The following is a 17003-nucleotide window of genomic DNA, read 5'->3' on the forward strand; positions in this document are numbered from 1 at the left end:
TGATGGGGATGGGTTTCTACCCGATTTCTCTCAATTTAATCGGTAAAAAAGCCGTCGTTGTCGGTGGAGGAAAGGTAGCAGAGCGCAAGGTAAAAGGACTACTGGAGGCACAGGCTGCGATTACCGTTGTTAGTCCTGAGCTGACAGAGGAGCTGCACCATTTCCATCAGCAGGGAACTATCACTTGGAAGAAAAAGACCTTTTCCGCCGACGACATGACAGACGCTTTTTTAATCATAGCTGCTGCAAGTGATCCAGAGGTCAGCCTTGCCGTGAAAAAAACGGCTGCACCGAACCAATTAGTGAATCTTGCCGATGACCCTGAGGAATCGAACTTCATTCTTCCAGCTGTGTATAATCAAGGAAGGCTGAATATTACCGTTTCTACTTCTGGTGCAAGTCCGATACTGGCTAAAAAGATAAAGCAGCAGCTTTCTAATCAATATGGACCCGAATACAAGGAATATATGGATTTTTTGTATGACTGCAGAAAATGGATCCTTCAGGAAATACACGATCCTAAATTGAAGAAGTCTTTATTAACAGCCATTACAGAGCAGGAATTTGTAACGGGTCCAGATAGAGAAAAGGACTTCGAAGAATTGCTTAACAGGTTGAAAAATTCATAAAACGGTGCCTGACACCCTAAAAGGACCATTGTCTTTTTCCGGTGTCAGGCACTGTTTTTTTGTATTAGTCTGGCACCAGCGCCTTCGCTTTCTATTTTTTGATAAATCTGCATACATATTTCACAATTTTCACACAAGTGGTTGATACATTTATCATGGTTAACAGTTTAATGGAAATTCGATGGAACGAATTTGATCACTACTTAAGGGGATGGCGCTAGTGACGAGATGGAACCTCTTGTTTTTTGGAATGCTTGTGTTTGCTGCCCTTTCTGTACCATTGTCTGCGGAAGCTGCGGAAAGCCTGCAGAAGCAAATTGATGAATTACCCAGCGGTGGAAAGCTTGTGCTGGATTCCGGTGTTTACAAAGAATCACTGTTGATAACAAAGCCGATAACAATAGAAGGTTCAGATGGTACCATTATCACACAATGCTCGGATGAACCCGTTATGACTATTATAGGGGCAAAGGTTACGATTAAAAATTTGCAAGTGGTTAGCTGCAGTAAAGCTGAAGGTACGGCGGCCATTTCTGTTAAAGGGGTGAATCACACTCTAGAAAATATTATGATAACAGCTAGTCAATTTGGAATTAAATTAAATGAAGCACATTCTACTACTATTTCTAATCTGGAAATTAGTGGGGAGGGCAAGGAAAATGGGATTGATCTTTGGAAATCCTCGGATAATCTCATCACCAATACTGTTATTGATCATGTCTATGATGGAATTTATCTTGAAGACAGTCATGACAACAGGTTGATTGATAATAAGGTTACACATGCCCGTTATGGGTACCATCTTATGTTCTCAAACGGGACAGAATTGAAGGGGAATCATTCTAGTGAGAATACCACCGGCGCTATGATTATGAGTACAAGGGATACAGTGGTAGAAAATAATCAGCTGCTAGAAAATAATGAAAACGTTAACGCTCAGGGACTCCTATTATACGATACGTACAAGGCAAAAATTAGCCATAACATTATAAGTAATAATCGGGTTGGCTTATTCCTAGATACCTCTAATCAAAATCTGATTGAAAATAATGTAGTCACACAAAATTTTATCGGAATGCAATTACGGGAGTTCCATGAAAATGTGATAAGGGATAACAGCATGATTGGAAATGTATATGATTCACAGGCGATTAACAGTCAGGATAACCAGATACAAGGGAATTACTGGGACTCCTCCCTAAAGCTTGATACAGCAGGAAATGGAACAAGCATCATTCCCTACACATCAGACCCATATTTCTTAACCATAACGAATTCTACACCTGAATTTCAATTATTCTTTCATGCACCTGGAATGCTTGTGCTGCAAAAATTGCTGAAAAGTCACGAAGAGGCACTATTAAGAGATGATACGCCAAGAATGACAGCTGCTAAAGAAATTGAAAGAGTGTCTCATTCGCCATATCCATTGTGGCTGGTAAGTTTAGCAATGATATTTGGTAGTTTAGTTTATTTCGTATGGGGGAGGAAGGCATTGTGAAGAAATTTTTATTTTTTAGTATTGCAAGTTTACTCTTACTCTTCATCACAGGCTGTGGGTTAAAGGAAATCAAACCTAGAGCGATTGATGAAAAAAACGATAAATGTGTACAGTGCCATATGTCTGTTGTAGACGATCAATTTGCCACTCAATTAACGCTTGAGAATGGAAAGACCTATACGTTTGATGATATCGGCTGCATGGTCAAATGGACAAGAGAAAACAAGGCAGAAAATGTTGCGGCTCAATTTGTCCGTGATTATGAATCAAAGGAATGGATCCTTCTAGAAAATGCAATATATGTCTATGATCAGGAGATCAAAACACCAATGGCTTATAATGTCATTTCCTTCTCAGATGAACAAAAAGCAAAGGATTTTGCTGCCAGGATGGATGCAGATGTAATCGCAAGCTCGAAGCTCTATGATCATCAATGGGAAGTGAATAATAGCATGATGATGAAAATAAAAGAGGAAATGGGCTCTGGAGCCAGGGAGCATTCGCATGAAGAGGGGGCAATGGATTCCACCCATAATAAGGATGAATAGATAACGATGAAAAAGGTTTTGGACTCTGCTTGTGAAATGAGGGTTATGATATGTGGACAATAGGGAGATTTGAATGGAGAATAACGCTGCGTCAAAAGACTTCATATGTATTTCTCTTACTTTGGACATTTGTGCTGCTGTTAATCTTTATGCTTGTCAAAAGCTCTCCGGCAATAACCAGCTATACGAATATTACAGGTGCAGCAGTTAATTTACTGCTCTATTTGCTGCCGCTCTTTATGCTGATAATTGGTTCATTCGCGGTTGCTGCCGAAAGGGAAAATGGTCAGTGGAGGCTGTTAACGACCTATCCTATCTCCTCATTGTCCTTTCTTACCGGCAAGCTGTTTGGTCAGTTATTCGCACAGTCAATACTATTTACATTAAGCTTCGGTATTAGTCTATCACTGGCGCTTATTTTTCAAATTAACATTGAGCTGAAATGGATAATGGCAGTCTATGTATTTGCACTTCTTTTACTTGCTGTATTTTTAGTGATTGGTATTGTTCTAGGCTCTTTTTCAAAAGGCAGATGGCAGGCACTTGCGGGTGCAGTGGCTATTTGGTTTGTCATGATTATGATTTGGCCAACAGCGTTGATTAGCGTGCTGAATCTTGTGCCATATCCGATGATTTCACCACTTTTACAAGGGTTATTATGGGTGAACCCAGCTGAATTGCTTCGTGTTGTTTTTGTTGTTCAAATGGATGGCGGCTCCGTATTCGGACAAGCCTACGATAAGCTTGTCACCTTTTTGAGAAAGGATATGGCTGTTCTTATTCTTGCTATTTACCTAGTATTATTCTCGGGCGTTCTGCTTTTCCTTTCATCATGGCGTCTGGAAAGGAGTAAAGGATCATGAATCAGCTTGAGTTACAGAATATATCGAAAAAGTATAAAACAAAACAGGTTCTAGAGCCGTTATCCCTGGTAATTGAAGAGGGTGAATGTCTTGTGTTATGCGGTGGAAACGGTGCTGGAAAAAGTACGCTGCTTTCAATCATTGCAGGGGTATTGCGGCCATCAAGCGGGTCTGTTTTGTTAAATGATTGCTGTCTGCAGCATAACCGTAAGCCATATGTTGAACAAATCGGCTATATGCCGGATGACTTTCAGGCTGACCCTTCAATGACTGTTAAGGAATTTCTTTTGTTCTATGCTTCGCTCCGAAAAATCGATTTGTCGCGAGTAGAGGAAATGCTTGTGTTAATTGGATTACAGGAGCAGCGTAATGTTCGAATTACGAGACTATCAAAAGGGATGCGGCAGCGCCTGCTGTTTGGTCAGGCCTGGCTTGCAAAGCCTGCATTAATACTCTTGGATGAGCCGACAAACGGCCTTGATCCTTATTGGGTAAACGTTTTTGTCCAGCAGATTAAAGAAATTAAAAACAGTGGTTCCATCGTTATTTTCTCGACACATATGATGGATGTTGCAGTAGAGACAGCTGATCGAATCCTGCTTATGAAGGCTGGTAATGTGATGGATCAGTTGACGGAGCTTTCGTCTAAAGAAGAAGTAGTCATGGAGCTGATCAAGCTTCAGCGTATATGAAAGAAGAACACTAGGTTGACTCGTGTAGAGGTTCCATTTCTCTATAAGGGTCATCTTTTTATGTGATAAATAATTTTTCCTCACCAAGGTTTTTCTGATTAATATCCTGACAACTTGTCTCATATGCTGTAAGGAATAGTCGTTTGAACTTAGGAGTCACGATGAACCAGATATAGGATACTCCATATATTGGATTCGGAATAAAGGAGAGGCGAAATGAATTCATTTTTTAAAGGAACCCTTTTACTAATTGCTGCAGCCTGTGTCGGGGAAGTTGTGGAATTTATTATTAATATGGTATTGGCTAGGGAGCTTGGAGAAAAAGGGCTCGGTATGTATATGGCTATCCTGCCAACCGTATTTTTAATTGTTCTTCTCGCAAGCTTTGAAATGCCTGTCTCGATTTCAAAGTTTATTGCTGAACGAGATAATAGAATACATCATAGTATGTTAAGCCATGTCCTAAGATGGACCATCATCATGACCGCTGTCCTAATGGTAGTGGTGTCAATCGTTCTTCCATTCATTCCTGCATTTGACCAATATCACCCCATTTTTAGATGGCTGGTTCTAATCCTCATTCCAATTGTGTCGTTCACCTCCATTGCTAGGGGATATTTTATGGGAAAGTCAGATATGGCTAAGATTGCTGTTGCGAACTTTCTACGGAAATTAGTTCAGCTTCTCCTGCTGGTTTATTTATTCTATTTATTTGATTTTGAAATCAGTGCCGCGGTACTTATTGCCTTTTGTACCCTTGTCGGCAGTGATCTTGTTGTCTTTTTATATCTGTTCCATGTGTTCATGATTCAGTATAATTATATGAAAAAGCAGCCCTCAAAAAGGCTGCATAGTAAAGTAGTAATGAAAAATCTAATGGAAGTATCCGTTCCGACAACGGCGTTAAGGGTTTTTCATGCCTTTACCTCTGCGTTGGAGCCTTTCTTAATAACAGGGGCGCTCTTTTATGCCGGTGTCAGCAAGGACTTGGCTACAGAGCAGTTTGGGATGGTTGCAGGGATTGCGATGGTCATTGGTTCCTTTCCTACCTTTATCTCGCATTCTTTAATGATTATGCTGATTCCAACGATTTCAAAAGCGAACGCTGAAAGAAATACCGTCTATTTGCAAAGGCTGTTAAAGCAGGTCATGATGTGGACCTTTGCCTATGGAATACCTGCAGTCCTCGTATGCTATTTTCTAGCTGAGCCATTAACAAGTACATTTTTCCACTCTACTGGTGCAGCGCGCTATTTGCAGCTGTTGTGGCCATGCTTTCTTTTTCGTTTTTTTATTATGCCGCTTCAGGCTTACTTAATAGGTCTCGGATTAATGAAGGAAGCTTTCCTGCATGCGGTTTGGGCAACCATAACAGCATTTACGGTTATTTATTTTCTTGGTTCAAAGCCAGGCTTCCAAATGGATGGTGTCATCATTGGCATCAATGCTGAGGCTATCCTGTTAATGCTGCTGCATTATGTTGCTGTCTGTAAAAAAATCGGTGTGTCCATTTTTATGCTTCCACTTAATCGAATAAAATCCTCTCGAAGCTAATTTCAGTTGGAGGAAAAATTTATTTTTTCTAGAGGGAGGAAACATGATTATTTCGTCTAATTAGTGAGGATAGGATTAATTCAATATATCTTGCCTTCAGTGCAAGCACCTATGTACGCAAAGTAAGATATAAAGATGAATGAAATTCTAATTAGGAGGCGAAATGTAAATCCAATGCTTACACAACCTGCTGTCAATTCTGTTAGAGAATTTGATTTTGAGGAAATGGTTCGAGACTATGGATTAAGTATTTTTAAATATCTTTACTCAATAGTTGGACATAGGGAGTTAGCAGAGGATCTTTATCAAGAGGTATTGCTTGCGGCATATCTTGGTCTTTCATCATTACAGGACAAAGCCAAGGTAAAGAGCTGGTTATGGAAAATTGCCATGAATAAATGCCGTGATTACTGGAGGAAGGAATCGACGGCTAGAGCCTTTTGGGAGAACAAGGTTCATTTGTATTGGAAGCATGAGTTTCAAGAGTCTCCTGTTCCTGAAGAAAAACTACTCCGTAAAAACACAAAAGACGAGCTTGTAAAAGCGATTCGTGAGCTGCCTGAGCGATATCGTGAGCCGTTGCTTTTGTTTTACTTCAGAGGGCAGTCACTTGCTGAGATAAGTGACTATACAAGACTGCCTATTGCAACTGTGAAGACTAGAATGAAACGTGCAAAAGAGCAGCTGCGCAGTAAAGTTATTACATTAATTTAATACCATCTATCCTCTGTGATAGGTGGTATTTTTTATAGGTAAATCCCCATATTTTGTAAAGCGCTAAAGTTTGGTATGATTGATAGTAAATATATACGAACCATAAAGGAGTACGAATATGGAAAATAGTAAATTTTGTCGGGAATCGTTAGCAGTAAAGACAAGTCTGGTATCTCCTCCTGATACAAACATCCATGGAACAATGTTCGGTGGAAAACTGATGGCCTATATTGATGATATCGCAGCGATAGCTGCTATGCGACATGCCCGAAAGCCTGCGGTAACCGCATCGAGTGATTCAGTTGACTTTCTTCATCCCATACATGAAGGAAATTCAGTTTGCTTAGAAGCGTTTGTTACTTACACAGGCCGTAGTTCGATGGAGGTATTTGTAAAGGTTGTGTCTGAAAATATCGTCACCGGTGAACGACATGTATGCGCCGTTTCATTTTTAACGTTTGTTGCGTTGGATGAGGATGGGAGACCAACAGCGATACCGCAAGTCATTCCACAGTCGGAAGAAGAAAAACATTTACATGAAACAGCGAAGGAAAGGCTTGAAATCCGTAAGAAACGCAGAAAAGACAGTGAAGAACGGGCAAAAAAATTCGGTACAAGCTTTCCATGGACAAGCAGCTTAAGCTGAATATAGCAAAAAGACCACTAAGGGAGGAAATGTTAGAGCCTCCTTTATGGTCTTTTTTTAATCGTTGTTCCCCTCAGACTTACGAGAAATGACAGCTTGATTTTCTTTTAACAAATCACGAATTTCAGCCAAAAGCACTTCTGTTTTGTCAACAACAGGAGCAGCTTCAGCAATCTCTTCCTTCTTCTTAAAGCGGCTCAAAAAGCGGATAAATAAGAAAATTGAAAGTGCAATAATGAAAAAGTCAACCACTGTCTGTAAAAATGCACCATATTTAATAGTAGCATCAAAGAAGGTATATTCTTGCTTCGAGAAATCTATTCCGCCTAGCAAAATACCAACAAGCGGCATAATTAAATCGTTGACAAGGGAGGAGACAATTTTTCCGAAGGCACCACCGATGATAACCCCAACTGCTAAATCTAGTACATTCCCCTTTAAAGCAAATTTTTTAAATTCAGACCACATTCGTTTGCATCTCCTTATTCTAAGCTTTTCTTATCATTAATTAAAAAGGCCTGTGATATGTATGAAAAATTCCAATAGATATCACAGGCATCCTATAAATCTTCTATTACTCTGGATCGTTTATAAAATCTGTATATTTCCAGTTAGTATTTAATTGTAAAGGAATTGAATTGTTCGGTTACTTCACTTTCTGTAATTTCCATGTCACTGATTTTCGAGAAGGGGTTGCCAATACGAAGTTCCTCTACAAAAGGATCTAGCTGGTCTTTACTCCCTACAGCCACAATCTCAACTGAATTGTCTGCTAAGTTTTTTGCCCAACCTGTTACCCCATATTGGACAGCTTTCATTTGTGAAAAGTAACGATAGCCTACGCCCTGTACTTTCCCAGATACAATAATATGCAACTGGATCATTCTTACCCCTCCGGTTAACTTTTACACTCTTACTCATATCCTCCCATAAATCGACATGTGATGCAATATACAAACTGTTTTTTTACTATTGATAAGGGTAATTTCGTAAGAATCATTAAAAAGCCCAGTTACCGTTTCTAAATACAGGTTCAGCTTCCCCGTTAGCTGTAATGCCATCGATGTTCATCTGTTCTGATCCAATCATAAAATCAACATGTGTGATGCTATGATTTAACCCATTCTCTTGAAGCTCCGCCTGCGACATAGTTTTTCCGCCTTCAATACAAAAAGCATAAGCACTGCCGATAGCAAGATGGTTAGAAGCATTTTCATCAAATAATGTATTGAAAAAGAGAATATTCGATTGTGAAATAGGTGAGTGATATGGCACGAGCGCCACTTCCCCTAAATAATGGGAGCCTTCATCAGTTGCGACAAGCTGCTTTAATATATCCTCGCCTTCTTTTGCTTTTACATCAATAATTTTCCCGTTCTCGAAGGTCAGCTGAAATTCATCAATAATATTTCCACCGTAGCTTAATGGTTTTGTACTTGAAACAGTACCATTGACACCGGTTTTGAATGGAACAGTAAATACTTCTTCCGTCGGCATATTTGCCATAAATTCATAGCCTTTTTCATTTATGCTTCCGGCACCGCACCAGATATGCTTTTCAGGAAGCTCAATCGTTAGATCTGTACCAGGAGCTGTATAGTGCAGCTTTTTGTATTTTTTGGCATTTAAATAGTCTACCTTTGTATGTAATGTTTCATCATGTAGCTTCCAGGCAGCAACAGGATCTTCAGCATCAACCCGAACCGTACGAAAGATTGTATCCCACAGCTTTTCCACTCGAGTTTTCTCTGGTTCATCCGGGAATACCATATCAGCCCAGCCTTGAGAAGGTGCAGCAATGACTGTCCAGCTGATCTTATCTGATTGGACATATTTGCGGTATTGCTGAAGAGCCGTTCCGGCTGCTTTTTGGTAATTTGCAATTCTTTCCGGATTTACTCCCTTTAATAATGCAGGACTGGAAGATAGGATCGACATGAAGGCTGCCCCGCTCTCAGCAAGTGCTGTCTGCTCTTTTGCTCGAAACTCCGGATATTCGATGAAGGCTTCATCAGGTGCCATGTCATATTTTAATCTCGATACAACATCATCGCTCCAATTGACAATGACATCTTTTGCCCCGATTTCATAGGCCGTTTTAACAATTAATCGAACAAACTCTCTCGAATCTAAATTTGCATTAACCACAAGTGTCTGCCCTTTTTGGATATTGACCCCAACCTTAACAGCCAGCTCTGCATACTTTTCTAATTTTCGTTGGAATTCACTCATATCATTCAGCTCCTTTATTAAAAAATACGAATTACCTTCATTGTAGCTTTTCTAATTGATAAAATAAAATAAGAAGGCTGATAATTAGCAAAAATAGACTGAGCGGTGAAACCGATCAGTCTATATAGTCTCTTAGGCTTCTTTGTCATCAGAGTAAGAAGCTACTACAGCTGCCATTGCTTTCGCACTAATGATAAGGCTTTTCTCGTTGATATCAAATTTTGGATGATGATGAGGGTACGCTTCACCTGATTCAGGAATGGCACCGACATAGAAGAAACATCCAGGTACCTTTTGAAGATAGTAAGCAAAATCTTCAGAAGGAGGCTGCGGCGGTGTTTCTAGTACAGCCTCGACTTCAGGTATGGCCGCTTGTTCGAGTGCTTGTCGTACATGTTCCGTTACGTCAGGATCATTATAGAGGACAGGATAGTCATTGTGGTATTCAAATATAGATTTTACACCATATGATTTTTCTAATCCTTCCGAAAACGCACGGACTTCCTTTTCTACGATTTCACGAGTCTCGGGAGACATCGTTCGAACATCTCCTTCAATGGTAACGGAATCCTTGATTACATTGAAGGAACCTCTTCCGTCAAAATTTCCAATTGTAATCGATGCTGTATCAAATGGGTTAATACGCCGGCTGACGATGGTTTGTAAATTCATGACAAAGGAGCTGGCAGCCACAATAGCATCATTTGCAAGATGGGGCGATGAGCCATGCCCGCCTTTACCTTGAACAACTAATTTAAAATAGGATCTTCCTGTTTGCGTGTTTCCACTTCTGTAATAAATATGACCTGTTTTCATATTGCTCATGACATGAATCCCAATGATAGCATCAACGCCATCGAGGACACCTGCTTTAATCATCCCGATTGCCCCGCCTGGAGGGGTTTCCTCTGCTGGCTGATGTATCACGCGAACCGTCCCTTTTAATTGATCCTTACACTCTGCTAATGTCTCAGCTAAAACCAGCATGTAGGCGGTATGGCCATCATGACCACAAGCATGCATAACGCCTTCATTTTTAGAGGCAAAAGGAAGTCCGGTTTCTTCTTTAATTGGTAATGCGTCAAAATCAGCACGTATCGCAATTGTTTTTCCAGGTTTTGAGCCTTTTATGGTTACAACGATGCCACGCTCTCCGCCGAAATTTGTCTCTACAGAATCTACTGGGACCTCTTTATAGAAATCGGCAATATACTTTGCCGTTTGTTCTTCATGAAAGGATAGCTCAGGATGTTCATGAAGATAGCGGCGAATTTCAATGATGCGATCCTTTTTTTTATCAATTTTTTTCATTAATTCTTCCAATAACATCAATTGGCACCCCTTTTTTATATTACAGATTACAGACTATTTCTAATGACTTGGTTCAGGCTCTCGTTGACTGGTCGGGGTAGTACGTCGTTGTATTGGTGCTTCTTTTGTTTTTGTTTTCCCTGCATCGTTTGGAACCATCATAATAATGGAAAGTATAGAGAGAATACCAAATATTACATTCGTAATTATCCCTGCTGTTGCAGCCGTTTCGAGGCTTCCAACGGCAGAAATTGAACTATAAACCGTAGCTGAAATGGCAACCCCGAATGCACCGCCGAGTGAACTCGCCATTTTGTATATGCCAGCTGCTTCCCCAACTTTATTTGAAGGTGCATTTGATACGGAAGTATCTGTAGATGGGGTTGCATAAATTCCAAGTCCAAGACCAAATAAGGCAAAGCCAATAAAAACCACAACTGTATAGGAAAAGTCTGGTAAGAAGGTTAATCCCATAAGGGCCACACCAACTGTTGTGATAAGTGCTCCCCAAATCATTGGCTTTTTCGCGCCTGCTCTTTGTAAAATTTTCTCTCCGACACGAATCATTGCTAACACGGCAACTAAGTAACCTAACGATAACATCCCGGATTGAAAGGCATTAAATCCTCTGCCAACTTGAACATACGTGTTTGCGACAACTAGAGTACCTGCAATTGCATTTAATAAAAAGTTAGAGAAAGTGGCACCAGAATAAGGTTTATTTTTAAATAAAGAAAAGTCGATAAGAACAATTTCTTTACTTTTTTCCACTTTGAAGAAAACAATTGCTCCAATAATTGTCACAACCGCCAGGACAATTGTAATCAGGCTTGTCCAGCCCAAATCTGCACCATAATTGATAAAAATATTTAATGCGAGCATCGTGATGATAAATATAACTAAACCCGCGTAATCGAATCTAAAAGCACCAGAAGATTCGCCCTTACTTTCCGGAGTATCTTTAATCAACCACATACCAAGTAAGGAGAAGATAATGGAAAAGATGAAAATCCACTTCCATCCCATATAAGTAGCGATTGCACCGCCTGCGAAAGAGGCAACACCTGATCCACCCCATGAGCCAATGGACCAGAAACTAAGTGCACGCTGCCGTTCAGCACCTTCAAAATAAGCCTTCATTAGGGCAATAGTTGCTGGCATAATACATGCTGCTGAAAGTCCTTGAATAACGCGGCCGATGATCAAGAGCACTGCTCCCTGTGTCAATACAAGGCATAGTGAACCGATAACGCTTAGGATTAACCCGATATAGGTCATTTTTTTTCTCCCAATTTTATCGGCTAACCCTCCAGCAGCAACGATAAACATTCCTGAGAATAAGGCGGTTAAACTAATGGCAATGTTTAAGGTGCCAAGTGAAATGCCTAAATCTTTCTGAACTGCAGGAACAACGTTTACCATCGCTTGGGCGAAGAGCCAAAACGTGATAACTCCAAATACAATTCCGGTAATCATTTTATTTGTGCCTTTATAACCTGTTGTTTCCATCGTTAGCCTCCATGTATTGGATAATTATTTAAAAGTGTGTAAATATCGATGCTACTAGTAGATAATGCGTATCAACAGCCTAGTGAAAGTGTTTGAATAAACCTAACCGGTTATTCCTTGTAATCATTGGAGTAACTGAATCTATTACTGACGTATGTTATACTGTAAGTTATGGAAAATCGAAAGGATGATTAATATAAATGGCAAAAAGTGTTGTAATTGCTGAAAAACCTTCTGTCGCACGAGATATTGCACGTGTGCTGAATTGTAATAAAAAAGGAAATGGATACCTCGAAGGTAATAAATATATCGTTACGTGGGCGCTGGGACATTTAGTCACACTTGCTGACCCGGAAAGCTATGATGTGAAATATAAAACATGGAATTTAGAAGATCTGCCGATGCTGCCTGAACGCATGAAGTTGACCGTTATTAAGCAGACTGGAAAACAATTCAATGCAGTGAAAAGTCAGCTAATTCGAAAGGATGTCAGTGAAATTGTCGTGGCAACTGATGCCGGCAGGGAAGGAGAACTTGTCGCTCGGTGGATTATTGATAAGGTAAAAGTCAATAAACCAATGAAACGTCTATGGATATCTTCTGTTACGGATAAGGCGATTAAAGACGGTTTTGCTCATTTGAAGCCGGGGAAAGCATATGACAATTTATATGCTTCAGCTGTCGCACGTTCTGAAGCAGACTGGTATATTGGGCTTAATGCCACACGGGCCTTAACAACAAGGTTCAATGCGCAGCTGAACTGCGGGCGTGTACAAACTCCAACTGTTGCAATGATTGCAGCACGAGAGGATGAGATCAAAAACTTCAAGGCACAAACCTATTATGGAATTGAAGCCCAAACCATAGACACCTTAAAGCTAACGTGGCAGGATGCAAAAGGGAACAGCCGCAGCTTTGATAAAGACAAGCTAGATGGTATTGTGAACAGGTTGGGTAAAAAAAATGCCATGGTCACGGAGGTAGAGAAAAAGCCGAAGAAGACGTTTGCGCCGGGTCTTTATGATTTAACAGAATTACAGCGTGATGCCAATAAACTATTTGGCTACTCTGCTAAAGAGACGCTCAATATAATGCAGAAGCTGTATGAACATCATAAAGTACTAACCTATCCACGAACAGACTCACGCTATCTTTCGTCAGATATTGTTCCAACGCTTCCAGAGCGTTTGAAAGCATGTGGAATTGGAGAATATCGTTCATTAACAAGTAAAATCTTAAAAAAGCCAATCAAAGCGGCAAAATCGTTTGTTGATGACAGCAAGGTATCGGATCACCATGCGATCATTCCTACTGAGGAATACGTGAACTACGGAGCTTTCACTGATAAGGAACGTAAAATTTATGACCTAGTAATTAAACGCTTTTTAGCAGTGTTATTCCCGGCTTTTGAATACGAGCAACTAACGCTGCGTGCAAAAATAGGCGATGAAAATTTTGTTGCTAAAGGAAAAACGATTTTATCGATCGGCTGGAAAGAGGTATATGAAAATCGCTTTGAAGATGAAGATGCAGCAGATGATTTGAAGGAGCAGATTTTACCCCAGATAGAAAAAGGGGATGAATTAAAGATAAAAATGATCGTGCAAACATCAGGGCAGACAAAGCCGCCGGCACGCTTTAATGAAGCTACACTACTTTCAGCAATGGAAAACCCTGTAAAGTATATGGAGACGAAAAGCAAGCAGCTTGCCGACACATTAAAATCCACAGGTGGACTTGGAACTGTTGCGACACGTGCAGATATTATCGAAAAGCTGTTCAATTCGTTTTTAATTGAAAAGCGTGGCAAAGACATTCATCTTACATCTAAAGGACGTCAATTATTGGATTTAGTACCAGAGGAACTGAAATCACCCGCTTTAACAGCTGAATGGGAACAAAAGCTTGATCAAATTTCACATGGCAAGTTGAAAAAAGATGTCTTTATCGGTGAAATGAAAAAATATACGAAAGAAATCGTTGCTGAAATTAAAGCAAGCAGCAAAAAATATAAGCACGACAATATCTCAACGAAAAGCTGTCCGGATTGTGGAAAACCAATGCTTGAGGTAAACGGTAAAAAGGGAAAAATGCTTGTCTGTCAAGACCGTGAATGCGGGCATCGGAAAAATGTCTCCCGTGTTACAAACGCACGCTGTCCACAATGCCATAAAAAACTAGAGCTGCGTGGTGAAGGGGAAGGTCAAATCTTTGCATGTAAATGCGGATATCGTGAAAAACTATCTGCTTTCGAAGCACGACGAAAAAAGGAATCCCGTGGTAAAGTAGATAAACGGACTGTACAAAAGTATTTGAAAAACCAAAATAAGGATGAAGAACCTTTAAATAATGCTCTAGCTGAGGCATTAAAAGGGTTGAAATTTGATTAAGTCATAAAAAAGGAGAGTCTCGCATTGCTATGCAGCAGTACAGGACTCTCCCTCTTTTTTTAATGTATGATTTCAAGTAATTTTGTTATTCCATTTCTTCGGGATCTACTCGGTTTTTAAAGGCTTCCTGAGTAACAATAAGCTCTTCATCCTCCTGAGCTTCAGTTGTATGTCTTTCTACCAAATGTTCTGGGAATTTTCCAGGATGATTTTTCTTTTTGTGATCAAAACTTTTGCCACGACCCATTCTTGCACACCCCTTTCTAGTTCTTGAATAGTTTTTGTTGGTGTAACAATATTTATTCCAATGAAAAGCGAGGAAAAAAGATTACAGAAAACGTGTGAAATCATTCACAAAATATCCATAGATTTTTATGGAAAAGAGTCATATAATAAACTTGTTCAAACATTCACATGATCTATGTTTGACCCCTCCCCTAATTAATAGTTAAATAGAGGACACCCTAAGATGATGCTCTTCCCCAGGGAGCATTTCTTTTTTTTGTCTTGATTTATATGTAATAAAAGGGCAGCCTGTGAGGGTTTTTCCTGTGAAATCATTCACAAAATATCCATAGATTTTTATAAAAAAGAGTCATATAATAAAATTGTTCAAACATTCACATGACAAATGTTTGAGCCCCTCCCCTAATTAATAGTTGAATAGAAAACAACCCTAAGATGATGCTCTTACCCCAGGAGCATTATTTTTTTTGCATTGTATGTAAAAGACTAAAGAAAGTCTAAATAATGTCGAAATAAATAATAACGAGAATTGAATAAGATAGGTGATATAGATGGATTTAGCTACATTAATTGGAATTCTATTGGGGATTATTGCAATCGGGGTTGGGATGGTTATGAAGGGGGTAGCTATATCTGCCTTAGCCAATCCAGCTGCATTCCTGATTATCATTGCAGGTACCATTGCATCTGTTACAGTGGCATTTCCAATGTCAGAGCTAAAAAGAGTCCCGAAGTTATTTGGAATTCTATTTACAGAGAAAAAGTCAGTCAATTACACTGATTTAATTAAATCATTCTCTGATTTAGCCCAGCTGGCAAGAAAGGAAGGGCTGCTCGCACTTGAGGTAAAGATAAGTGAAGTGGAGGATCCCTTTCTGAAGAATGGATTATCGCTGGCTGTTGATGGTCAATCAGCTGATTATATTCGTGATGTGCTGACAGAAGAAATAGAAGCGATGGAGGAAAGACATGAGTCTGGCGCTTTAATTTTCTCGCAGGCAGGTACTTACGCTCCGACACTAGGGGTGTTAGGAGCCGTAATTGGATTGATTGCAGCACTTGGGAATATGGATGATACTGAAGCGCTTGGTCATGCCATTGCTGCAGCTTTTATTGCTACCATGCTCGGGATTTTTACCGGTTATGTATTGTGGCATCCATTTTCAAATAAATTGAGACGAAAATCTAAAATAGAGTCACAGCAAAAGTATATGATGATTGAAGGGATATTATCGATTCTAGAGGGAGAAGCACCAAGAATTATAGAACAAAAGCTAGCCTCCTATCTTCCTGCAGGTGAAAGAAAAAAATTTCTTGAAGGCAGTGTGACAAATAATGAGCAAGCGTAGAAAAAAGAAAAAAGGTGAAGAGCATATTAATGAATCATGGCTGCTGCCATATTCGGATTTGTTAACCTTGCTTGTAGCCCTATTCATTGTTCTTTTTGCAGGCAGCTCAGTAGATATGCAAAAGTTTTACTCCTTATCAAACGCATTTAGTAATGAACTAATGTCAGGTGGAACAGGCTTTTTCCAATATCCTAATCCTGTTCCAGGGGGAACTAGCAGTTCATCGAACAAAAAAGACAAAGAACAAAATGAGGGAGATGAACAAGGCCAGATTAAGGAAGAAGTACCACCTGAACAAACAGAAGAGCAAAAGGCCGAACATGAGAGGCTGGAAGAAATACAAGGTCGAGTCAATTCTTATATTGAAGAAAATGGATTAGGTGAGCAATTAGATACTTCACTAACTGTTGAAGGATTATCCGTGAGAATCAGGGATAATGTACTGTTCGACTCTGGAGTTGCAGAGGTTCGATCAGAAAATATCGATATCGCCAATGAAATTTCAAAGCTATTGGAAATGGACGTGCCAAGAAGCGTTATAGTTAGCGGGCATACAGACAATGTTCCAATCAAAAATGCACGCTTTGATTCCAATTGGGAGCTAAGTGTCATGAGGGCTGTTAACTTTATGAAGCTTATGCTGCAAAATGTAAATTTGAACCCAGAGTTATTTAGTGCAAAAGGGTATGGAGAGTTTCAGCCCATTGCCGCAAATGATACTGCTGAAGGCAGAGCCCAAAATAGGCGGGTTGAAATCTTAATTCTGCCAAGAAGCGATGATACGTTTCAATAAATGCAAGAGAGGGGACTTTTCCTCTC

Annotated in this window: 17 protein-coding genes; 11 read left to right on the forward strand and 6 right to left on the reverse strand. The window is 39.8% G+C overall.

The features are described 5' to 3' along the window. Nucleotides 1–8: 8 nt before the first annotated feature. The 8 genes from ACHUFV_RS21690 to ACHUFV_RS21725 all read left to right on the forward strand — a co-directional run bounded on the left by ACHUFV_RS21690 (nucleotide 9) and on the right by ACHUFV_RS21725 (nucleotide 7147). A complete protein-coding gene (locus ACHUFV_RS21690; RefSeq protein WP_394237789.1) occupies nucleotides 9–629 on the forward strand; it encodes an NAD(P)-binding protein in 621 nt (206 codons plus the stop codon). 220 nt (nucleotides 630–849) lie between these two features. Continuing rightward, the gene (locus ACHUFV_RS21695; RefSeq protein ID WP_394237790.1) at nucleotides 850–2130 is read left to right on the forward strand and encodes a right-handed parallel beta-helix repeat-containing protein; all 1281 of its coding nucleotides are present in this window, start codon (nucleotides 850–852) and stop codon (nucleotides 2128–2130) included. Continuing rightward, nucleotides 2109–2678, forward strand: coding sequence for a nitrous oxide reductase accessory protein NosL (locus ACHUFV_RS21700; protein ID WP_394237792.1), 570 nt, complete (start codon nucleotides 2109–2111; stop codon nucleotides 2676–2678). Before ACHUFV_RS21695 ends, ACHUFV_RS21700 begins: the two co-directional genes overlap by 22 nt. A 50-nt stretch (nucleotides 2679–2728) precedes the next feature. After that, nucleotides 2729–3541 carry an ABC transporter permease gene (locus ACHUFV_RS21705; RefSeq protein WP_394237794.1) on the forward strand — a complete coding sequence of 271 codons (813 nt, stop codon included), beginning with the start codon at nucleotides 2729–2731 and terminating at the stop codon, nucleotides 3539–3541. Beyond that, entirely contained in the window at nucleotides 3538–4233 is a 696-nt protein-coding gene (locus ACHUFV_RS21710; protein WP_394237796.1) for an ABC transporter ATP-binding protein, read from the forward strand. The genes ACHUFV_RS21705 and ACHUFV_RS21710 overlap by 4 nt, the downstream gene beginning before the upstream one ends. Nucleotides 4234–4449: 216 nt before the next feature. Beyond that, the gene (locus tag ACHUFV_RS21715) at nucleotides 4450–5787 is read left to right on the forward strand and encodes an oligosaccharide flippase family protein (RefSeq protein WP_394237798.1); all 1338 of its coding nucleotides are present in this window, start codon (nucleotides 4450–4452) and stop codon (nucleotides 5785–5787) included. Between the two features lie 174 nt (nucleotides 5788–5961). After that, nucleotides 5962–6501 carry an RNA polymerase sigma factor gene (locus ACHUFV_RS21720; protein WP_394237800.1) on the forward strand — a complete coding sequence of 180 codons (540 nt, stop codon included), beginning with the start codon at nucleotides 5962–5964 and terminating at the stop codon, nucleotides 6499–6501. A 118-nt stretch (nucleotides 6502–6619) separates the two neighbouring features. Further along, nucleotides 6620–7147, forward strand: coding sequence for an acyl-CoA thioesterase (locus tag ACHUFV_RS21725; RefSeq protein ID WP_394237802.1), 528 nt, complete (start codon nucleotides 6620–6622; stop codon nucleotides 7145–7147). A 57-nt stretch (nucleotides 7148–7204) separates the two neighbouring features. On the opposite strand, the gene mscL is transcribed toward ACHUFV_RS21725, so the two are convergent. The 5 genes from mscL to ACHUFV_RS21750 form a co-directional block, all read right to left on the reverse strand. Then, nucleotides 7205–7615, reverse strand: coding sequence for a large conductance mechanosensitive channel protein MscL (gene mscL / locus ACHUFV_RS21730; RefSeq protein WP_394237804.1), 411 nt, complete (start codon nucleotides 7613–7615; stop codon nucleotides 7205–7207). Nucleotides 7616–7758: 143 nt separating this feature from the next. Next, entirely contained in the window at nucleotides 7759–8031 is a 273-nt protein-coding gene (locus tag ACHUFV_RS21735; protein WP_394237806.1) for an acylphosphatase, read from the reverse strand. A gap of 115 nt (nucleotides 8032–8146) precedes the next feature. Then, nucleotides 8147–9379 (reverse strand): aminopeptidase, encoded by a 1233-nt coding sequence (locus ACHUFV_RS21740; protein WP_394237808.1) that lies wholly within the window; start codon nucleotides 9377–9379, stop codon nucleotides 8147–8149. Nucleotides 9380–9511: 132 nt separating this feature from the next. Then, entirely contained in the window at nucleotides 9512–10708 is a 1197-nt protein-coding gene (locus ACHUFV_RS21745; protein WP_394237810.1) for a M20 family metallopeptidase, read from the reverse strand. A gap of 42 nt (nucleotides 10709–10750) precedes the next feature. Then, nucleotides 10751–12199, reverse strand: a complete 1449-nt coding sequence (locus ACHUFV_RS21750; RefSeq protein WP_394237812.1) for an MFS transporter — start codon at nucleotides 12197–12199, stop codon at nucleotides 10751–10753. 200 nt (nucleotides 12200–12399) lie between these two features. Here ACHUFV_RS21750 and ACHUFV_RS21755 point away from each other — a divergent pair, with 200 nt between their 5' ends. Continuing rightward, complete coding sequence (locus ACHUFV_RS21755) at nucleotides 12400–14589, forward strand: DNA topoisomerase III (protein ID WP_394237814.1); 2190 nt, start codon at nucleotides 12400–12402, stop codon at nucleotides 14587–14589. A gap of 85 nt (nucleotides 14590–14674) precedes the next feature. On the opposite strand, the gene ACHUFV_RS21760 is transcribed toward ACHUFV_RS21755, so the two are convergent. Further along, nucleotides 14675–14836, reverse strand: coding sequence for a hypothetical protein (locus ACHUFV_RS21760; protein ID WP_394237816.1), 162 nt, complete (start codon nucleotides 14834–14836; stop codon nucleotides 14675–14677). A gap of 550 nt (nucleotides 14837–15386) precedes the next feature. Between ACHUFV_RS21760 and motA the strand changes: the two genes are divergently transcribed. Both motA and motB read left to right on the forward strand, forming a co-directional pair. After that, on the forward strand, nucleotides 15387–16184 hold the full coding sequence (motA, locus tag ACHUFV_RS21765; protein ID WP_394237817.1) for a flagellar motor stator protein MotA: 798 nt from the start codon (nucleotides 15387–15389) through the stop codon (nucleotides 16182–16184). Next, nucleotides 16171–16977 carry a flagellar motor protein MotB gene (gene motB / locus ACHUFV_RS21770; protein WP_394237819.1) on the forward strand — a complete coding sequence of 269 codons (807 nt, stop codon included), beginning with the start codon at nucleotides 16171–16173 and terminating at the stop codon, nucleotides 16975–16977. Before motA ends, motB begins: the two co-directional genes overlap by 14 nt. The last annotated feature ends 26 nt before the right edge of the window (nucleotides 16978–17003 follow it).

The sequence above is a fragment of the Niallia oryzisoli genome, from assembly GCF_043641075.1.
GTDB classification, from domain to species: Bacteria; Bacillota; Bacilli; order Bacillales; family Cytobacillaceae; genus Bacillus_BD; species Bacillus_BD oryzisoli_A.

Coding starts and splice junctions, on each gene's coding strand:
- ACHUFV_RS21690 (WP_394237789.1), top strand. CDS start 9: ATGGGTTTCTACCCGATTTCTCTCAATTTAATCGGTAAAAAAGCCGTC.
- ACHUFV_RS21710 (WP_394237796.1), top strand. CDS start 3,538: ATGAATCAGCTTGAGTTACAGAATATATCGAAAAAGTATAAAACAAAA.
- motB (WP_394237819.1), top strand. CDS start 16,171: ATGAGCAAGCGTAGAAAAAAGAAAAAAGGTGAAGAGCATATTAATGAA.
- ACHUFV_RS21760 (WP_394237816.1), bottom strand. CDS start 14,836: ATGGGTCGTGGCAAAAGTTTTGATCACAAAAAGAAAAATCATCCTGGA.
- mscL (WP_394237804.1), bottom strand. CDS start 7,615: ATGTGGTCTGAATTTAAAAAATTTGCTTTAAAGGGGAATGTACTAGAT.
- ACHUFV_RS21750 (WP_394237812.1), bottom strand. CDS start 12,199: ATGGAAACAACAGGTTATAAAGGCACAAATAAAATGATTACCGGAATT.
- ACHUFV_RS21700 (WP_394237792.1), top strand. CDS start 2,109: ATGGGGGAGGAAGGCATTGTGAAGAAATTTTTATTTTTTAGTATTGCA.
- ACHUFV_RS21745 (WP_394237810.1), bottom strand. CDS start 10,708: ATGTTATTGGAAGAATTAATGAAAAAAATTGATAAAAAAAAGGATCGC.
- motA (WP_394237817.1), top strand. CDS start 15,387: ATGGATTTAGCTACATTAATTGGAATTCTATTGGGGATTATTGCAATC.
- ACHUFV_RS21725 (WP_394237802.1), top strand. CDS start 6,620: ATGGAAAATAGTAAATTTTGTCGGGAATCGTTAGCAGTAAAGACAAGT.
- ACHUFV_RS21755 (WP_394237814.1), top strand. CDS start 12,400: ATGGCAAAAAGTGTTGTAATTGCTGAAAAACCTTCTGTCGCACGAGAT.
- ACHUFV_RS21735 (WP_394237806.1), bottom strand. CDS start 8,031: ATGATCCAGTTGCATATTATTGTATCTGGGAAAGTACAGGGCGTAGGC.
- ACHUFV_RS21715 (WP_394237798.1), top strand. CDS start 4,450: ATGAATTCATTTTTTAAAGGAACCCTTTTACTAATTGCTGCAGCCTGT.
- ACHUFV_RS21720 (WP_394237800.1), top strand. CDS start 5,962: ATGCTTACACAACCTGCTGTCAATTCTGTTAGAGAATTTGATTTTGAG.
- ACHUFV_RS21740 (WP_394237808.1), bottom strand. CDS start 9,379: ATGAGTGAATTCCAACGAAAATTAGAAAAGTATGCAGAGCTGGCTGTT.
- ACHUFV_RS21705 (WP_394237794.1), top strand. CDS start 2,729: ATGTGGACAATAGGGAGATTTGAATGGAGAATAACGCTGCGTCAAAAG.